The organism is Bacillus sp. AFS015802, from assembly GCF_002561455.1.
GTDB lineage: Bacteria > Bacillota > Bacilli > Bacillales > Bacillaceae_B > Rossellomorea.
The window spans coordinates 131496-149635 of record NZ_NTUP01000012.1 but is presented as its reverse complement, the minus strand read 5'-3'; the positions used below and the strand labels follow the sequence as shown (position 1 = coordinate 149635).

Below are 18140 nucleotides of genomic sequence, written 5' to 3'. Positions count from 1 at the left end.
AAAAAGGTCCATCCTTTTGAGGGACGGACCTTCTATCATTACATTTTTTCCGGAGCTGCTACACCGATTAAAGCAAGAGCGTTTTGCAGCGTGACACGTACGACTTTCACTAAAGCCAGACGTGCTGTCGTCAGTTCACGGTTTTCTTCATCAAGTACCTTGTTGGCATTGTAGAAGCTGTGGAAAGCAGACGCCAGATCGTTGATGTAGTTTGCCACACGGTGTGGTGTGCGTTTCTCCGCAGCATCGGCGATCATTTGCGGGAATTCACCCAGCTTTTTCAGAAGGTCGACTTCTTTTTCCGTACCGATCAGCTTTAAGTCGATCTTGTCTTCAGAAGCCAGTCCCTGCTCTTCAGCCTGACGCAGGATACTGCAAATACGCGCGTGGGCGTATTGAGCATAGTAGACAGGGTTTTCGTTGGACTGGGATACCGCTAAGTCCAGGTCGAAGTCCATATGCGTATCGGCACTTCTCATGGCGAAGAAATAGCGGACCGCATCAAGGCCGACCTCTTCTACTAGCTCACGAAGGGTTACGGCTTTTCCTGTACGCTTACTCATCTTCATCTTTTCACCATTTTTATAAAGGTGAACAAGTTGAATCACTTCAACTTCCAATTTGTCACGGTCAAAGCCAAGCGCTTCGATGGCTGCTTTCATACGCGGGATGTATCCGTGATGATCCGCTCCCCAGATATTGATCAGCACATCATGGCCACGCTCGAATTTATCCTGGTGATAGGAAATATCCGGCGTCAGGTATGTGTACGTACCGTCGTTCTTGATAAGGACACGGTTCTTGTCATCGCCAAGTTCAGTCGAGCGGAACCAGGTCGCACCGTCCTCTTCGTATACGTGACCGTTGTCTCTCAGCGTCTTCAATGCCGCATCGATTTTCCCATTTTCATAAAGGGATGTTTCAGAGTACCACACGTTGAACGGTACGCGGAACATTTCAAGATCCTTTTGAAGCTTGGCCATTTCGATCTTCAGGCCGTATTCACGGAAAAACTTGTAGCGTTCTTCATCGCTTACTTCAGCGTATTTCGAGCCGAACTCCTCAGCCAGTTTCTTTCCGATTTCAATGATGTCCTGACCATGATAGCCATCTTCAGGCATTGCCTTATCCTGGCCAAGTGCCTGGAAGTAACGTGCTTCAACGGAGATCGCCAGGTTATGGATCTGGTTTCCGGCGTCGTTGATGTAGTATTCACGGGTTACCTTATAACCTGCTTTTTCAAGGACATTACATAGGGAATCACCGACGGCCGCTCCACGGGCATGACCAAGATGAAGATCTCCTGTCGGATTGGCTGAAACGAATTCGACGTTCACTCTTTCGCCATTCCCAGCGTCCGACTGACCGTATTCCTGATCCTGATCGAGAATCAATGGGATCAGATCTGTTAAGTATTCGTTGTTCATATAGAAATTGATGAATCCGGGTCCTGCGATCTCCATTTTTTCAATGGACGCTTTGGACTGGTCGAAGTTCGCGACGATGTCGTCAGCGATCATGCGCGGCGCTTTTTTCGCTACACGTGCAAGCTGCATGGCCATATTCGTTGAATAATCCCCGTGTGACTTTTCTTTCGGGATCTCAAGGATGACATCCGGGATTTGATCCTCTGTAGCAAGTCCCGCTTTCAGGACCGCTGCTTTGATTTCGGCTTTCAGGTTTTCTTGTACTTTTTCGACGATATTCATATCGCTATGCTTCCTCCTTATAGTGAATGGACATGACATAATCCCCCACTGGACTGTCCTGCATCTTTAACTCGTAAGAAAGGTTGAAGTTCCCTTCAAGCTCCGAGTCACTCTGTGTATGTGAAAGTGTTTTGGTTTTCGTTGTCAATAAGAGGGTGCCGAGCTGGCTCTCGTAAGAACCGTTCTGTTCCTCGAGTTCGTTGAAGGCCATTCTCATTTTGACTGCCCCGCTTCTGAGGATGAGGGCCTGTCGATCCGTTACTTTAACAATCGTATGAGTGGTCCCTTCCTCCTGTACTTCATCGTACTTTAGAAAAACGGCATCCCCTTTTTCATAGTATCGACCAAATGATACCAATTCAAAAGAGTCACTTTCCTCTCCTATTGTGATCTTGGTTTTCAAGTGAACTTTGACAGGTGTAGAATCCGCTTTTGCCGTCAAATCACTCACATCCTTTTCTTTTTTAGGGTCCGATCAAGTGATAGGTCCGTCCCTCAAATGGACGTCCCTTCCTTCTAACTAATTAAGTATAAGAAGTATTGGGGGAAATTGCAATGGAACACGGTGAGTTTTCAATTATTGGAGGGATGTAAGCGGATTTATGGGAATGAGCCCCGGGTTCATGGAATATAGGATGCCGTTTTCATGAATGGATGTGTGTGATCCCGCCTTTTTTAAAATGGGGGGGCGGACTTATTCGTTAGGAAATCAGGTGAAGCACCAGCGCTGACCAATAGACGGAAAAACTCCGCTTAAAAGAGAATATAATGTATAAAAAGCTGAAATAGGCGGAAAATTTCCGCCTATTGACTTAAAAATACAAAAAAGGGGTGATTTTTCTGAGCTTAAGCGGAAAATTTCCGGTTATCCACCCCAAAATCGAGGTGTATTCTGATTGTAACCGGAGAATCTCCGCTTATTTTATGCTGTTTCTTCTTTAAAGGGCTTGGCGTCCTATTTTAAAAGAAGACGCTGACCCTGATTACTCGCTCCCCCAAAAAGAAACTCCCCACATTCAATGGAGCGAGTTCTACTTTTTTATATAAACCAACCATACTTCATGGAAACAAGCCTAAGTGCCTATTTTTTTATAAGACCGTCCCGTTTCATTTGGTTCACTTGATCTGTGAAGGTGGTTTCGAGGCTTCTATAGGTCATGCCAAGATCTTTGATGCTTTTCTCCGTATTAAATGTCACAGGAAGTCCGACGTTTTTGCTCACGTATGGTCTGGTAAGGCCCACTGTAGGTGCAATCAGCCAGATGAGCGGCTTGGGAACGACCCTGGTCGGGAGGGGATACTCGTCAGGGAAGTTCTTTTCAATCAGTTTCGCGATTTCTATGAACGTGATTTCTCCACCTGAAAGGATGTAGCGCCCTTTGGCTTCCGGTGTGAAGGCTGCTAGCATATGGGCTTTGGCGATGTCCCGCACGTCCACGACTCCTGTTGCGAGATCCGGTACCCCCGTTTTAAAGCCTCCTGTCAAAAACGATAGAATTGTAGAAGTGCTCGTGGAGTCCGTCCGTTTGGTGAGTGCCGGCCCCATGACAAAGGACGGGTTGATGGTGACGAGATCCCAGCGGTCCTGGTCTTTCATCATCTTCCATGCTTCCTTTTCAGCCACGGTTTTGGAGTAATTGTAAGGCTGATGGTCTTTTGAGCTTGTCGTATTCCAATCATCCTCTGTGAAATGAGGCTTGCCTTTCATATCGATGTGGTCACCGAAGATGGCGACGACGCTGCTGGTCAGGACCACACGCTTGACGGACCCTGCTTTATTCACGGATGTTAAAACGTTTTGCGTTCCTTTCTTTGCCGGCTCCACCAGTTCTTTTTCAGGGTCTTTAATGCCGTTGATCAAGAAGGGCGAGGCCGTATGGAAAACGTACTCCGAGCCCTCGACGGCTTGATCGAAGCTCCCTTCCTTCAGCAGGTCGGCTTCGTAGATGGTTAAGGTCCCGGGAGTGGCGCTTTCAATATCTTTCAGGTGCTGGTATTTTTCTTCTTTTTGCAGGCTGCGGACGGTCGTCCTCACGTCATGACCCTGTTCGAGCAGTTCTTTCACGAGCCATGAGGCAACAAAGCCTGTTCCGCCGGTTACGAGTACGGTTGATGGATTCACACGATCACCCTTCTCTCATTTTATTTAGTATAAGAGGTCCGTCCCTCTTATTAGTTTATATGTTTAAAACTTTAAACATATAGTATAAAAGCAAAGCCCCTTCTGTCAATGAGAAGGGGCTGTCAGTTTGGTTTATTTTACCCAGCCAAGGAGCATTTCACGGATCAGCTTGCTTGCCGTATTCGCGGTCTGCTCGGATGGATCATAGATTGGCGCCACTTCCACAAGATCCGCTCCCACGACGTTCACGTCAGAGTGAGCGATGGCATGGATGGATGCCAGTAATTCCTTCGACGTGATGCCGCCGCAGTCCACTGTTCCAGTTCCAGGAGCGTGGGCCGGGTCCAGGACGTCAATATCGATCGTCACATACACAGGGCGTCCTGCTAGCTGTGGAAGGATTTCCTTCAACGGCTCGAGCACTTCGAATTTCGAAATATGCATGCCGTTTTCCTTCGCCCATTGGAACTCTTCTTTCATTCCGGAACGGATCCCGAATGAGTAGACGTTCTTCGGTCCGATGTGCTCGGCGATCTTCCGGATCGGAGTCGAGTGGGATAATGGCTCCCCTTCATACTCTTCACGAAGATCCGTGTGAGCGTCCATGTGGATGATGGCCAGGTCCGGGTATTTCTTCGCGATGGCTTTCATGACCGGCCATGAGACCAGGTGCTCCCCACCCATTCCGAATGGGATCTTTCCGTCGCCAAGGAGGCCGTCGATATAATCTTCAATCATATCGATGCTCCTCTGCGGGTTACCGAACGGCAGCGGGATATCTCCGGCGTCATAGTATTTCACTTCTTCAAGCTCACGGTCGAGGTACGCACTGTACTCTTCCAGCCCGATCGACACCTCGCGGATACGGGCAGGACCGAAACGGGAACCCGGACGATAACTAACCGTCCAATCCATCGGCATCCCATAAAGAACCACCTGGCTCTCCTCATAAGAAGGATGACTCTTAATAAACACATTACCTGAATAAGCCTCATCAAAACGCATATTCTTCAGCCTCTCTTTTTAGGAGAGGGACGGACCTTGGTTCAGGTCCGTCCCTCCTTGATATTATAGGATTTCACGTTGAAATATGAGGTCCGTCCCTCACATTTATTTGGTCAGGTCTTTAACGAATTTCGGAAGGGCGAATGCTGCTTTGTGCAGTTCCGGTGTGTAGTATTTGGTTTCGATGTCATGGAAACGCTCTTCCGGTACTTCGATCGGGTCGTGCTTTTTGGAACCGATGGTGAATGCCCACAGTCCGCTTGGGTATGTCGGGATATTCGCTGTGTACAGGCGGGTGATCGGGAAGATTTCCTTCACGTCGCTTTGTACCTGGCGGATAAGGTCTGCTTTGAACCATGGGTTATCACATTGGGCAACGAAGATTCCGTCGTCTTTCAATGCTTTCGAGATCCCTGCATAGAAACCTTTTGTGAACAAGTTTACCGCCGGTCCGACAGGCTCAGTGGAGTCGACCATGATCACGTCATATTCGTTTTCACTTTTCGCGATGTGCATGAAGCCATCGTCCACTTGTACGTCCACGCGCTCGTTCTCTAACTCTCCCGCAATCTCAGGAAGATACTTCTTGGAGTACTCGATCACTTTTCCGTCGATTTCAACAAGAACGGCCTTTTTCACGCTCGGGTGCTTCAACACTTCACGGATGACACCTCCGTCTCCACCGCCGACAACCAATACGTTTTCTGGATTCGGGTGCGTGAATAATGGAACGTGTGCCACCATTTCATGATAGACGAACTCATCCTTCTGGCTCGTCATGACCATGCCGTCAAGGAACAGCATATTGCCCCATTCTTCTGTTTCAGCCATTTCAAGATACTGAAAATCCGTTTGCTCTGTATGTAAAGTCTTCTTGATTTTCATCGTGATTCCGAAGTTTTCTGTTTGTTTCTCTGTGTACCAAAGTCCACTCATTGTTTCAACTTCCCTTCTTGTTTTTCAATTTTTATCGATTTTTTTCACTACTGCCGCTCCCTGCTGAAAAAAATCATATACCACTAGTTTGAGTTTTCACACGTTCGCCTAAAGGACAAAGTCAAGCGAAAGCCTGACATAACGGGCTTCACTCCTATTTATTAAAACATCCGCAAAGGACGTCATTTTTATCCTTCCCTATCATGATAAATACAAACATGAGAAAAAGTATAGTGGAATCTAGCAAAATTTCAAGTGAAATTTTTTCTAAACCTTTGACGTTTAAAATCTCGTAAATCTTTTCATACTGATACTACACGTAAATCAGTATAAACGAGAAAACCAATATAAAAAAATGGAAGGTCCGTCCCTCAAAAAATGCGGGCCTCTGCAGGGAAAGTAGGGAGAGGTATGGAAATGATGGCGCACATGGAGAAGACAAAGAAATATGCGAGATTTGCAGTGGTGGGGGCCCTCGCGGCTATGGTCCTCTTTATGCTCGGGGTCATGGGGGTTCTGATCTATGCCAAGGTCCAGGGTCCCCCGCCCCTCGCCGTCCCTCAATCTACTTTGATCTACAGTGAGGATGGTTCTGTCATAGGAGAAACGAATACAGGCGAGAAGCGCTACTGGGTGGGCCTGAAGGAAATTTCCCCGGCCCTCATCGAAGCGACCATCTCCATTGAAGACAAAAGCTTCTACCAGCACTACGGCTTTGATTTGAAACGGATGGCAGGGGCCGCCCTGGCAGACGTCAAAGCGATGTCAAAGGTCCAGGGGGCAAGTACCATTTCACAGCAATACGCTCGCAATCTATTTCTTTCACATGATAAGACGTGGAAGAGGAAGATTTCCGAAGCCCTCTATACGCTCCGCATCGAGATGAACTACTCCAAGAAGGACATTCTAGAAGGCTATTTAAATACCATCTATTACGGGCACGGCGCTTACGGTGTCCAGGCTGCCAGTCAGTATTATTTCGGCAAGGACGCAAGCCAGCTGACGGTTTCAGAAGCCGCCATGCTCGCCGGGATACCGAAAGCACCGTCCTACTATTCACCGGTCACCCATATGGAAAATAGCAAGAAGCGCCAGGAGCTCATCCTTCAGTCCATGACCGAGGACGGTCTCATATCCAAGGAGCAGCAGGCAGTGTCCAAAGCGGCACCGATCCGCATCACCGGGGAGCATGCTCATCAAAAGGTGGAAACCGCCCCTTATTTTCAAGATGTAGTGAAAAGCATCCTCCGTTCCGACTTGGGAATCGAAGAGCGTACCATCGAAATGGGTGGACTGAAGGTATATACGACCCTCAACCCCGACCATCAAAAGGTCGCCGAGAAAGTCGTGAAGGAACAGATTTCCGAGGAATCCGATATCCAATTGGGCTTTGTCTCCATGAATCCTAAGAATGGGTATGTGACCTCTCTTGTCGGTGGACGGAATTATGAAGAAAGTCCGTTCAACCGTGCCGTGCAGGCAATCCGCCAGCCTGGATCCACCATCAAGCCGCTTCTCTACTATTCTGCCTTGAAGCAGGGATTTACGCCGTCCACGACGATGAAGAGCGAATTGACGTCCTTCACGTTCGATAATGGAAAAAAGTACACCCCTCATAATTACAACAATAAATACGCAGGGGGCGACATCACCCTTGCCCAGGCCATCGCTCTATCGGATAACGTGTACGCCGTGAAGACCCATCTCTTCATCGGACAGGACACCTTGACGGAAACCGCAAAGGATTCATTCGGACTGACGACCAAGGTGAAGAAATATCCTTCCTCGGCACTCGGTACATCCGGGGCACGGGTCATCGATATGGTCAACGCCTACAGCATCTTTGCCAACGGCGGCTACAAAGTGAAGCCCGTCTTCATCACACGGGTGGAAGACTGGTCCGGTAACGTCATTTATGAACATGAATCGAAAAAAGAGCAGGTCTTAGACCCCGACCTCACCTACGTCATGACTCATATGCTAACGGGGATATTCGATCCTATGCTCAATGATTACTCGACAGTGACAGGGATCCAGATCCGTAAAGACGCCACCCGGCCCTATGCAGGGAAATCGGGGACGACCAACACCGACAACTGGATGATCGGCTACTCCCCTCAACTGACGGCGGGTGTGTGGACCGGATATGACAGGGAAAAAGAAATCTCATTGGTCGATGATAAATACTACGCCAAGAAAATCTGGGTCCACTTCATGGAAGAAGCCCTGAAGGATGAACCCGTTAAAAACTTCAAACCTACCAAGGGCGTCGTCGGCGTAGCAGTAAATCCGCATAACGGACTTCTCGCAACCGAAGACTGTCCGGTGCAGCGCTTCACCTATTTTGTAAAAGGCACTGAACCAACCGAATACTGTCATGAACACTTGGGCGAAAAAGAAGCACCGAAAGAAAAGGCACCGGAAAAAGAGAAGAAGTCTTGGTATGATAAAGTGAAGGATTGGATTTTTTAAAAGAAAAGCGGAGGCGGCTTGGGCAGGCCCGACAAGCATAAGGCAAGAACGCCGGAAAGGCGCTCCTTGCCTTTTTGGCTTTCTTGCCTTATGACCTCGAGGGACTAGCCGCCGGAGCTGGACATCTCGAAAAGCGGAGGCGGCTTGCACAGGGAATTCCCATTCTGCCGCAACCAAACCAAATCGCGCCGCCAATTCCAGCTATATATCTATAAAACACAACGAAAAACCCCGGGTTTGTGCGAACCCGGGGTCTTTCATGTCCTAGTTTATGTGCAAACTGTGATTTAAGTGTACTTTTTTTCTCACCATAGAGCAAGATGTGAACGACATATTCAAAAAAATGTCACAGTTTGTTCACAAAACGATGATTTTCTTCTAATTTATATTTTTAACGCTTCCTTCAGCTCATCCTTTGAGCGTTCCCACATACCTGCATCATGATTCTTTAAGAAGTTTGTGAGGATCCCTTTTGACTTGTCGTCGAGTTGATCCAGGACGATCTTCCTCTTGATGGATTTATCCATATTGTTCACGTGTTCCGGCATGGACTTGTAGCCCCTGCGCTTTTCACGGTTCACAACGAGCTCACACGCCGTCACGCCTGCATAGTACGGGCCGTCTTCCATCCGGTCGATGGTCACCCAGATCAGCCAGTACGGCTTACCGCCTGCCGAGTCCTCACGGTTATTCGTGAATTTGATCCCTTTTTCGATCGGGCTTCTCGCATGCATCGCTCCGATCTCGATTGTCGCTTCGCCTTCTTCGACATCGATCATCACAGGCGAAACATTATCAAGACTCAGTGATCCCACACCGTAGCCGCCATGACCGTCAGTCGGATCACTTTTGATGATGTTGAATCCAATGTTCTTTTTCTTTTCCATGAAACGTCACTCCTCTAGCTAAAGATTGAAAATATCGTCGTGAATATCGTACTGAAGGCCTGATTGGTCGCGGTCATCCCGCCCTGTAATAACGGCCAGATCGTATATTCATCCAGGGGCGTAATCACGATGATCAGAAATAGTAATACGCCATATTGCTCATACTGCGTCAATTTTGCCCTGACATGGTTCGGGGACAGATCCTCTATGATCCGGTATCCATCCAGTGGAGGGAACGGCAGTAAATTGAAAACAAATAATAATACATTCAAGTATACGATCATTTGCAATAGATCGATGACGAATGGAGGAACCCCTACTCCCCCGGTCACTCCAACAAAGAAGTAGAAAAATCCGAACGCGATAAAGGCCAGTAGAAAATTACTCAGGGGACCCGCGACTGAAACCAGTACCCCTGCCAAACGAGGATTCTTGAATCGGGATCTCATGACCGGCACCGGACGCGCCCAGCCAAATCCCGCAATTAGTATTAAGATGGTCCCAAGCGGGTCCAGATGTTGAATCGGATTCAATGTGAGCCTTCCTTGATCCTTCGCTGTCGTATCCCCGAATTTATAGGCCACAAAGGCGTGGGCAAATTCATGAACCGTGAAGGCCATGACGAGGGCGATCACGACAAAGGGAAGCTCTTCCAACCGAAAGACGGAAACCGACTCAAACAGAGAGCTAAATGTATCCAAAGTATGTACTCCTTTAAAAAATGTTTTACTTTCTTATTCCATAGTATACAGATAAATTCCTGCATTCATGACCATGCAAAAAACAATTCCCGTATCCATCATATCAAACTTGCTCAAAGATCCCCTACCGATTACATTTAAATGGGAGGCAGAATCGTACAAGCCTACCACAGATTGTACCAAATCCAAAAGCAAGGAGCGAACCATAATGCCTTATATCACCGTAAAAATGCTCGAAGGCCGCTCAGAGGAACAGAAGCGTGCCCTCGTCGAAAAAGTAACCGAAGCCGTCAGCGAAACGACGGGAGCACCTGAAGAGAAAATCGTTGTCTTCATTGAAGAAATGACGAAAGGTCACTATGCCGTCGGTGGCAAGAGACTGAGTGATCAATAGAAAGGCAGAAGACAAGCCCGCTGCAAAAGCATTCATTGCCTGTGCAGCGGGCTTTTATCATAAAAGGGCCAGCATGCCAAACGGCCGCATCATAAAAAAAGGAATCAACTGCATTACGCTCGTGAGTGACGATTTTTTTATTTAGAAAGGGATCACCCGCTTCGGATGATCCCCTTTCACCTTCATATAAGAACGTCCGTTACTGGACGATTTTTTTCGTTTTCAATCCTTCGATGTAGACGAAGGCTTCGTCGATTTCTTCTTCTGTATATTTCTGCTTACTCTTGAGTGTGAATACTTTCTCCACGACTTCTTCTTTAGGAAGGTTATCAAAATATAAGACGGTTGAAACGAGCTCCAAAAAGCGTGCTGATTGAACGTTCATATCCGTGAGGCAATCCTTCAGGCAGGGCATTTCCTTCTCATAGATCTGCAGGAAGTCTTCCCCTTCTTTCGTGACGGTGTACCGGTACTGATAATAACCGCCCTTTTTCTCCTTCACCTCGGAGATGAATCCCATGTTGCAGAGTTCCTCGACCCTGAGCGTCAGTTCTTCCGAATACGGACCGTAAAAATGAAATTGAAATTTTTCCTGAAACGGGAATTCAAGCTTCTTGGCGATGAATATCATCTTCTGAAGCTTCTTCCTTCCCACCACTTCACCCGAGGCTAAGAAGGCACTCATCAGTTTTGCATGATCTTTCAACAATGTACGTCATCTCCTACTCCTAGTATTGCATATGTCAGATCCTCATTGGCTGTAGTGTCATTTATGTCAATTCTAAAATCTTCCGTATCTGTCTCTTAATATTCTTCTTCGTCGATTCGTCATATAGTAAATCCACTGGATAGTATAATTTATGGTCGGTCCGTCGTTTTCCGGAAATGGAATCCACGATATCCGACTGCCTGGAAAGTTCACGCAGCTCATCATTTCTCATCAGAAGATGGATCGGGAGCCGTTCCTCTTCCTCGCCCGGCCTGTAGAAATCGTATGGAAGGTCTGAAGATGAGTCCACCACCAGATAATAATCGGGATCGATTCCCGCCTTTTTAAAGAGGGCTTCCAGTTCACTGTGCTTCTTGTATTCCTTCGCCGGATCAAATTCCACGTACTTGAATAAATTCCGGTTCATGAAGCGCTCGCAAAGGTCCCGTAAAATCGGATCCTCTTCTTCCTGCCAAATTTGAAAATAGTACATGATGACCGCTTCATCGAGCTTTAAATAATCCTCAAGGGACACTTCCTCCTCAAACAGGGAGTAGAAATGGATCGGGCTTTGTTTGAAGGAATAGTATTCTTCATGAAGCTCCTTCGCTCTATGTAGAATCTTCGTCAAAATCACTTCTGCACTCCGGGTGACGGGATGGAAATACACCTGCCAGTACATCTGATAGCGGCTCATGATGTAATCCTCCACGGCATGCATCCCGCTCTGCTTGATGACGACCTGGTCTTCACGTGGCCTCATGACGCGAAGGATCCGCTCCATGTCGAAATGTCCGTAGCTCACCCCTGTAAAATAGGCATCACGCTGCAGATAATCCATACGGTCCGCATCGATCTGGCTGGAAATCAGGCTGACGACGAGCTTGTTACTGTACGTCTTCGCAATCACTTCGGCCACATGCTTAGGAAAATCCGGTGCCACCTTGCTGAGGACCGCATTCACCTCTGTATCGCCCAGGATGATGGCCTGGGTGAAATGCTCGTGATCGAGGTGAAACACTTTTTCAAAGGAGTGGGAAAACGGCCCGTGCCCGAGATCATGCAATAACGCTGCGCATAGTGACAGCAGACGTTCATCCTGATTCCACTCCGCCCTGCCAGCGAAAACATCATCGACGATGCGGCGGATGATCTCATACACGCCAAGGGAATGATTGAACCGGCTGTGCTCGGCGCCGTGAAAGGTCAGGTAGGTGGTCCCCAGCTGCCTGATCCTGCGGAGTCGCTGAAACTCTTTCGTTCCGATCAAATCCCAAATCACACGATCCCTTACATGGACATACCGATGAACAGGGTCTTTAAATACTTTTTCTTCATGTAATTTCTGCTTGGCATACTCCATCTTCTACCCTCTTCCTAAACTAGCATATTTCTATTATAGCGACTTACGTCCTGTTGTTCATCTCGAATTTTGTCGAAAAAAATAGGTATTTGTCCTTTGATTGGTCAACCGCAAGCGTTCCAAATCCTTCAAAAAAATTGGACGCTTGACAAAAAAACCTCACCCTATTATTTCTTCACCCCTTATCTAGTTTCCTTTTCCGTCGAGGCGCAAACCTTTATTTATTTTATCCAAACAAAAGAAAAAACTCCCTCAGGTGGAAGTTTTCTTTATTTCTTTATTTCTTTATTTTCTTGATTACTTTTTCCATGAGCTCTTCTTCAGTCAACGCCGCTACAGGACGATTATTCACAAAGGCGAATGTCTTCTTGCGTCCTGGACCACAATAGGATTGGCACGCAATATCGATCGGTGCATCCGGGTCAATCTCTTTCAATTTGGGGATCAAGCTCTTCAGGTTAACGGCCTGACAATCATCGCAAACACGAAATTCGTTTGCCATCTGTCAACAACCCTTTCTATCTATTGAAATGGATTTTATTCGTCCTAAACATCGATTTATAGAATACAGTTTTCTGTCATGTTTTGCAAGGAAACATCGCTTCCACCTTGTGGAAAAGCCCACTGATACAACGAAACTAGCAGACAGAAAATAATTTTAGCATATTCGTATAAAAACATGGAAAATGGTCCATCCTTTAACCAACGAACACTTTAAGAAAACTTTTGGGAGTTGAGATGAAATGATGATGAAAACAAGACAGGATGCCTGGACGGAAGAAAATGATCTATTATTGGCCGAAACAGTCCTACGCCACGTCCGTGAAGGCAGCACACAATTGAACGCCTTTGAAGAAGTCGGCGACAAACTGAACCGTACATCCGCCGCATGTGGATTCCGCTGGAACGCCGTCGTGCGCCATCAATACGAGAAAGCTCTTCAACTAGCAAAAAAACAACGTAAGCAGCGCCACCGCATCCTAGGGAAGGATCAAGGCGGCAAGAAAAAATTGCTCTATCAGCCACCAACACCATCCGCGGAAGATTTAGACGCTATGTCTCTATCAATGTCTGAAGCACAAGAAGAAATGGAGTTCGCCGATTACGAGAACTACGTGCCGGCAACGGAACAGCTGGGGAAAGAAATCGTTGAAGCACCGCAAAACTTTGAAGTGGAAGCAAGCGAGGAACAAGCCTACGTGGCTCCACAAGCACCTGCAGCTAATCATGTCGTGAAGCCATCCGGATTAAAGGGGGAAGTGACACTCGAGAAAGTCATCGCCTTCCTGCAGAACCTGGCCCAGACCAACATGAACACAGACTACGTTAAAATAGAAAACCAACGACTAAGGCAGGAGATTTCCGACATCCGCAAGGAAAACGCCGAGCTCGAAAAGAAAGTCAAAGATCTTGAAAACAATTCCGTCACCATGCAGGAAGACTACGAAACACTCATGCAAATCATGAACCGGGCCAGAAAGCTTGTCGTATTCGATGAAGACGAGTCAAAGGCACCCCGTTTCAAGATGGATCGCAACGGAAACCTCGAAAAAGTAGCTGAATAATGGTATTCCCAACCAGTGCGCCTGTGGGCGTGCTGGTTTTTTGGTGGAGTTTGTGAGATACAAAAGAATCTCTTTCTACAAGACGTAAAGTATGTCCAGTTTGGTTCAAAACTAGTTACCTAAAACCTATTTTAGCTAAAAATGCGACGATCAAGAGTGGAAGCTCAGTCCAAGACGGGCGGGTATCCGCTTGATTCCGTCATTTCATCTTTTATTGCGTCGAAATCGGGGGTGATGGCGTCATTTTTATTTTTATTGCGTCGAAATCAGCTTTGATTGCGTCATTATTTTATTAATTGCGTATTTTTCCAATTACATCCAAAAAAGCTGGGCTCCGATATAAACCGAAGTCCAGCTCTCCACATTATCCCAACACCTTCTCATTCCGATCAACGACCCGCTGATAATACATCTCGTACATCCCATACTCTTCCCCCTGAAGGGCACTGCTGTAAAATTCGCCGCTGAACCCTTTCAGAGACTGCAGGAAGCGGAGCATCACATCCTGAATCGATAATTCGGCTCCAAGGAGCTCCGTTAACGATGCCATCACGTCGGGATCGATATCCGGAAACGTGAACTTCGTCGTCCCATTCTTCAGCCCCGTCTCATAAAAACGCTGGATGAGACCCGCCCGTTCAGAACCGCTTCCGTTGACGCAGAGATACACCTGGACGGCTACGCCATTCCGGATCCTCCGCTGGGAAATGCCTGCAAATTTCCGGTCACGGATGCTAAGGTCATAGCTTCCGGGGCAATAGGAGCGGGTGATCTCCTTCGCTTCTATTGCCACGTCAAAGTCCTTGAACATGTCCTTGATCAGTAACCACATGGCATCGTAGCCGCGGTTAATGTCGATCCCTTTTTCAGAGTCAGGGAAAACCAGAGACAGATTCAGTACCCCTTCATCCAATACCACTGCCAATCCACCTGAGTTTCGTACAATATATCGATAGCCTTCCTCTTCCAACACCTTCAAGGCATCAGAAAGAAAGGGCAGTTTTGTATCCTGAATACCCAATACGACCGTTTGATGGTGGACCCATGAGCGCGCCGCCGGATCAGACTGACCTGCTCCGACTGCCGTGCACAATGTGTCATCCATGGCAAACGACTGCAGGGCCCCGAACATCGGTCCCAAACTTGATTGATCAATCACTCTCCATCTGTCTTGACGAAGCAGTGCATACGCTTTTTCCTTATCCATAACGCTTCTCCTTCACTCACAACATGCGAGCTCATTATATCACATAAAGTGGGGTTGCTAAAAAAGGGGGTGGACACTCTTTAAGGTTTGAAGGGGATTGCCTGTTAAGTTTGCCTGTTGAATTTCCATCTTTTTTTACCTGTCAAAAAAAGATCGTTATTCAACAGGCAAAACAACTTTTTTCATCACCACAAAAAAACCGGAACCCCAAAAGGATCCGGCTTTCCGATAAATCTATATCCTTACAGCGCCTGAGCAGCCGTAATCAATGCAAGCTTATACACATCTTCTTCGTTACAACCGCGTGAAAGATCGTTCACAGGAGCGTTCAATCCTTGAAGGATCGGTCCGACTGCTTCGAAGTTTCCGAGGCGCTGGGCGATTTTGTATCCGATGTTACCAGCTTCCAGGCTTGGGAATACGAATACGTTCGCATTGCCTTGGATGTCTGCACCCGGTGCTTTTTTCTCTGCTACTGATGGAACGAAGGCAGCGTCGAATTGGAATTCACCGTCGACTGTCAGTTGTGGTGCTTTTTCTTTTGCGATAGAGACGGCTTCAACCACTTTTTCCGTTTCCGGTGATTTTGCCGAACCTTTTGTCGAGAAGCTCAGCATCGCAACGCGTGGATCGATGTCGAACATCTCAGCTGTCTTTCCACTTTCGATTGCGATTTCAGCAAGATCCTGGCTGTCAGGTGTGATGTTGATCGCACAGTCAGCGAATACATACTTTTCGTCTTCACGCACCATGATGAAGACACCGGATGTTTTGCGTACGCCTTCTTTTGTCTTGATGATCTGAAGGGCCGGGCGAACCGTGTCAGCCGTTGAGTGGGCTGCGCCGCTTACAAGACCGTGGGCCTGTCCTGTGTAGACAAGCATTGTTCCGAAGTAGTTGCCATCCAACAGGATTTTCTTCGCATCTTCTTCCGTTGCTTTTCCTTTACGACGTTCAACGAATGCTTTGACAAGCTCGTCCATTCCAGCGAATGATGCGGGATCGACCACGTCACATCCGTCAAGCTTCACACCAAGCTCGTCTGCTTTTGCATTTACTTCATCCACGTTTCCGACAACGATCGGTGTCAGGATGCCGTCGCCCGCCAGACGGGATGCCGCTGTTAAAATGCGTTCGTCTGTCCCCTCAGGAAAAACGATTTTCAGCTCTTTGCCTTTTACTTTATCTGTTAGTGTTGTAAATAAGTTGCTCAATAGAGGAACCTCCTTGATTTATACATATCCAATCTTAGAATACTCTTCTCATATAGGAATTCAAGGAAAAGGAGAAATGATACCGATTTCACAACAAAAGTCTTTGTTTTCTAATAATTCCCGTTTCCTTTTACCCTCTCTTCCACATTCCTAAGCCTATGTAACAATCTACGAGGATAGTGTGTTCCAGAAATCACTCGGCTATCCACTATTTGTGCCATTTTACCGACATTGGGTTTTGTATTCTTCTTCTGCGGTCAAACTATGATATAGTAAAGTTGGAAAAAGTACTTTAAGGAGTGATTACGTTGGCAGAACCGGCACAAACATTAGATGGTTGGTATTCCCTGCATGATTTTCGAGCGATGGACTGGACTTCTTGGAAGATGCTTCCGAGTGAAGAAAGAGCCTCGGCGATTTCAGAATTCCATCGTTTCTTAGATCGCATGAACTCAACGCAGGATGCGAAGGAAGGAAGTCATGCCCTATACACGATCGTTGGGCAAAAAGCGGACTTCATGCTGATGATCCTTCGTCCTACAATGGAAGAATTAAATGAGCTGGAAAATGAATTCAATAAGTTGAAAATCGCTGAATTCACGATCCCTACATTCTCATATGTTTCTGTAGTGGAACTCGGCAACTACATGCCTTCAGAGGGTGACCCTTACGAGAATCCGTATGTGCAGGAACGCATCTACCCGATCCTTCCGAAAGCGAACCATATTTGCTTCTATCCGATGGACAAGCGTCGCCAAGGGAATGATAACTGGTACATGCTTCCGATGGAAGAGCGTCGTGACATGATGAGAAGCCATGGTATGATCGGTCGCCAGTACGCAGGAAAAGTAAAGCAGATCATCACTGGTTCTGTTGGTTTCGATGATTACGAATGGGGTGTGACCCTGTTCGCCGATGATGTCCTTCAATTCAAAAAGCTTGTGTACGAAATGCGCTTTGATGAAGTAAGTGCACGCTACGGCGAATTCGGTGCCTTCTACGTAGGAAATCTATTAAAAGAAGAAGCCATTTCAAAATTCCTTCACGTGAACTAAATACATGACAAACGACAAGTCCTTCCCTGTGGCTTGTCGTTTTTTTATTAAGGCTCTTTTGTGAAAATTGTTTTTTTAAGGGAAAGGTGTTGGTTGATTTCCGTTCCAGGTGCTCGCTTTCCGCGGGGCGTGAGTTTCTTAAATAGACATATATAATTACACTTATAATACACACCCAACATACTCCAAGGTGTTCAGTTGATAGACCTTCGAAGTCTCCTGTACTTAAGAGTAACTTCTGCGAAATCAGCCTTTCAAAAAAGTCCTCCTCTTCATAACAAAAACACACGAATATATTATTCTCCCCCCACATAGACATGAAATAGTGAGACATAGCATCTTCTAAAGTGAGGTGGGAAGATGGCTGTTATTCCTTATAACGAGAAGGAAGTAAAGCTCCTGGCTCGACTGATGAGGGCTGAAGCCGAGGGTGAAGGACAGCAGGGTATGCTGATGGTAGGGAATGTCGGGGTGAACCGGGTCCGGTCTGATTGCCTTGACTTCAAGAAATTGGCGAGTCTTCAGGATATGGTGTTTCAGAGTCCGGGTGGATTCGAAGCAACCCAGAAAGGTTACTTTTATCAACGGGCACGGCAAAAGGAAATCGACTTGGCGCGGAAGACTATTAAAGGCAGCAGGTATCACCCTGCGTCGTATTCCCTTTGGTTCTTTAAGCCCGCAGGTAATTGCCCGGCCGAGTGGTATAACCAGTCCAACGCGGGACGTTTCAAATCCCACTGCTTCTATCAACCCACTCAAGGTGATTGTCCGAAAGTATATTAATTTCACTCAAAGGAGGTA

18 protein-coding genes are annotated in these 18140 nt (G+C 47.0%); 6 read left to right on the top strand and 12 right to left on the bottom strand.

The features are described 5' to 3' along the window. Positions 1–38: 38 nt before the first annotated feature. From argS to speE, 5 genes are all read right to left on the bottom strand, one after another. Positions 39–1709 (bottom strand): arginine--tRNA ligase, encoded by a 1671-nt coding sequence (gene argS, locus CN378_RS08590; RefSeq protein ID WP_098351469.1) that lies wholly within the window; start codon positions 1707–1709, stop codon positions 39–41. 4 nt (positions 1710–1713) lie between these two features. Continuing rightward, positions 1714–2151 (bottom strand): YwiB family protein, encoded by a 438-nt coding sequence (locus CN378_RS08585; RefSeq protein ID WP_257141080.1) that lies wholly within the window; start codon positions 2149–2151, stop codon positions 1714–1716. Between the two features lie 639 nt (positions 2152–2790). Further along, positions 2791–3831 (bottom strand): SDR family oxidoreductase, encoded by a 1041-nt coding sequence (locus CN378_RS08580; RefSeq protein ID WP_098351467.1) that lies wholly within the window; start codon positions 3829–3831, stop codon positions 2791–2793. A 132-nt stretch (positions 3832–3963) separates the two neighbouring features. Then, entirely contained in the window at positions 3964–4836 is an 873-nt protein-coding gene (gene speB / locus CN378_RS08575; RefSeq protein WP_098351466.1) for an agmatinase, read from the bottom strand. Positions 4837–4941: 105 nt separating this feature from the next. Beyond that, positions 4942–5772 (bottom strand): spermidine synthase, encoded by an 831-nt coding sequence (gene speE, locus CN378_RS08570; protein WP_098351465.1) that lies wholly within the window; start codon positions 5770–5772, stop codon positions 4942–4944. A 411-nt stretch (positions 5773–6183) separates the two neighbouring features. Here speE and CN378_RS08565 point away from each other — a divergent pair, with 411 nt between their 5' ends. Continuing rightward, the gene (locus CN378_RS08565; RefSeq protein ID WP_098351464.1) at positions 6184–8244 is read left to right on the top strand and encodes a transglycosylase domain-containing protein; all 2061 of its coding nucleotides are present in this window, start codon (positions 6184–6186) and stop codon (positions 8242–8244) included. 383 nt (positions 8245–8627) lie between these two features. Here CN378_RS08565 and CN378_RS08560 read toward each other — a convergent pair whose 3' ends face one another. Next, complete coding sequence (locus tag CN378_RS08560; protein ID WP_098351463.1) at positions 8628–9131, bottom strand: YwhD family protein; 504 nt, start codon at positions 9129–9131, stop codon at positions 8628–8630. A 14-nt stretch (positions 9132–9145) separates the two neighbouring features. Next, entirely contained in the window at positions 9146–9751 is a 606-nt protein-coding gene (locus CN378_RS08555; protein WP_098351550.1) for a site-2 protease family protein, read from the bottom strand. 289 nt (positions 9752–10040) lie between these two features. On the opposite strand from CN378_RS08555, the gene CN378_RS08550 reads away from it, so the two are divergent. Both CN378_RS08550 and CN378_RS22590 read left to right on the top strand, forming a co-directional pair. Beyond that, complete coding sequence (locus tag CN378_RS08550; RefSeq protein WP_034765056.1) at positions 10041–10226, top strand: 2-hydroxymuconate tautomerase; 186 nt, start codon at positions 10041–10043, stop codon at positions 10224–10226. Next, the gene (locus CN378_RS22590; RefSeq protein WP_179884852.1) at positions 10216–10371 is read left to right on the top strand and encodes a hypothetical protein; all 156 of its coding nucleotides are present in this window, start codon (positions 10216–10218) and stop codon (positions 10369–10371) included. Before CN378_RS08550 ends, CN378_RS22590 begins: the two co-directional genes overlap by 11 nt. Positions 10372–10425: 54 nt before the next feature. Here CN378_RS22590 and CN378_RS08545 read toward each other — a convergent pair whose 3' ends face one another. The 3 genes from CN378_RS08545 to CN378_RS08535 all read right to left on the bottom strand — a co-directional run bounded on the left by CN378_RS08545 (position 10426) and on the right by CN378_RS08535 (position 12800). Continuing rightward, entirely contained in the window at positions 10426–10935 is a 510-nt protein-coding gene (locus CN378_RS08545; protein WP_098351462.1) for a YwgA family protein, read from the bottom strand. Between the two features lie 61 nt (positions 10936–10996). Next, positions 10997–12298, bottom strand: coding sequence for an HD domain-containing protein (locus tag CN378_RS08540; protein ID WP_098351461.1), 1302 nt, complete (start codon positions 12296–12298; stop codon positions 10997–10999). 277 nt (positions 12299–12575) lie between these two features. After that, complete coding sequence (locus CN378_RS08535) at positions 12576–12800, bottom strand: YuzB family protein (protein ID WP_098351460.1); 225 nt, start codon at positions 12798–12800, stop codon at positions 12576–12578. Between the two features lie 247 nt (positions 12801–13047). Between CN378_RS08535 and CN378_RS08530 the strand changes: the two genes are divergently transcribed. After that, entirely contained in the window at positions 13048–13863 is an 816-nt protein-coding gene (locus CN378_RS08530) for an RsfA family transcriptional regulator (RefSeq protein WP_098351549.1), read from the top strand. Positions 13864–14227: 364 nt separating this feature from the next. On the opposite strand, the gene lipL is transcribed toward CN378_RS08530, so the two are convergent. Then, positions 14228–15070, bottom strand: a complete 843-nt coding sequence (gene lipL, locus CN378_RS08525) for an octanoyl-[GcvH]:protein N-octanoyltransferase (protein ID WP_098351459.1) — start codon at positions 15068–15070, stop codon at positions 14228–14230. A 242-nt stretch (positions 15071–15312) separates the two neighbouring features. Continuing rightward, positions 15313–16284 carry a phosphate acetyltransferase gene (pta, locus tag CN378_RS08520; RefSeq protein WP_098351458.1) on the bottom strand — a complete coding sequence of 324 codons (972 nt, stop codon included), beginning with the start codon at positions 16282–16284 and terminating at the stop codon, positions 15313–15315. A gap of 308 nt (positions 16285–16592) precedes the next feature. Between pta and hemQ the strand changes: the two genes are divergently transcribed. After that, positions 16593–17339: a hydrogen peroxide-dependent heme synthase gene (gene hemQ, locus CN378_RS08515; protein ID WP_098351457.1), complete on the top strand. Its 747-nt coding sequence runs from the start codon at positions 16593–16595 to the stop codon at positions 17337–17339. A 360-nt stretch (positions 17340–17699) separates the two neighbouring features. Further along, positions 17700–18122 carry a cell wall hydrolase gene (locus tag CN378_RS08510; RefSeq protein ID WP_098351456.1) on the top strand — a complete coding sequence of 141 codons (423 nt, stop codon included), beginning with the start codon at positions 17700–17702 and terminating at the stop codon, positions 18120–18122. Positions 18123–18140: the final 18 nt, after the last annotated feature.

Coding starts and splice junctions, on each gene's coding strand:
- CN378_RS08565 (WP_098351464.1), top strand. CDS start 6,184: ATGGAAATGATGGCGCACATGGAGAAGACAAAGAAATATGCGAGATTT.
- CN378_RS08510 (WP_098351456.1), top strand. CDS start 17,700: ATGGCTGTTATTCCTTATAACGAGAAGGAAGTAAAGCTCCTGGCTCGA.
- speE (WP_098351465.1), bottom strand. CDS start 5,772: ATGAGTGGACTTTGGTACACAGAGAAACAAACAGAAAACTTCGGAATC.
- CN378_RS08535 (WP_098351460.1), bottom strand. CDS start 12,800: ATGGCAAACGAATTTCGTGTTTGCGATGATTGTCAGGCCGTTAACCTG.
- CN378_RS08530 (WP_098351549.1), top strand. CDS start 13,048: ATGAAAACAAGACAGGATGCCTGGACGGAAGAAAATGATCTATTATTG.
- CN378_RS08550 (WP_034765056.1), top strand. CDS start 10,041: ATGCCTTATATCACCGTAAAAATGCTCGAAGGCCGCTCAGAGGAACAG.
- lipL (WP_098351459.1), bottom strand. CDS start 15,070: ATGGATAAGGAAAAAGCGTATGCACTGCTTCGTCAAGACAGATGGAGA.
- CN378_RS08560 (WP_098351463.1), bottom strand. CDS start 9,131: ATGGAAAAGAAAAAGAACATTGGATTCAACATCATCAAAAGTGATCCG.
- speB (WP_098351466.1), bottom strand. CDS start 4,836: ATGCGTTTTGATGAGGCTTATTCAGGTAATGTGTTTATTAAGAGTCAT.
- argS (WP_098351469.1), bottom strand. CDS start 1,709: ATGAATATCGTCGAAAAAGTACAAGAAAACCTGAAAGCCGAAATCAAA.
- CN378_RS08555 (WP_098351550.1), bottom strand. CDS start 9,751: ATGGCCTTCACGGTTCATGAATTTGCCCACGCCTTTGTGGCCTATAAA.
- CN378_RS08540 (WP_098351461.1), bottom strand. CDS start 12,298: ATGGAGTATGCCAAGCAGAAATTACATGAAGAAAAAGTATTTAAAGAC.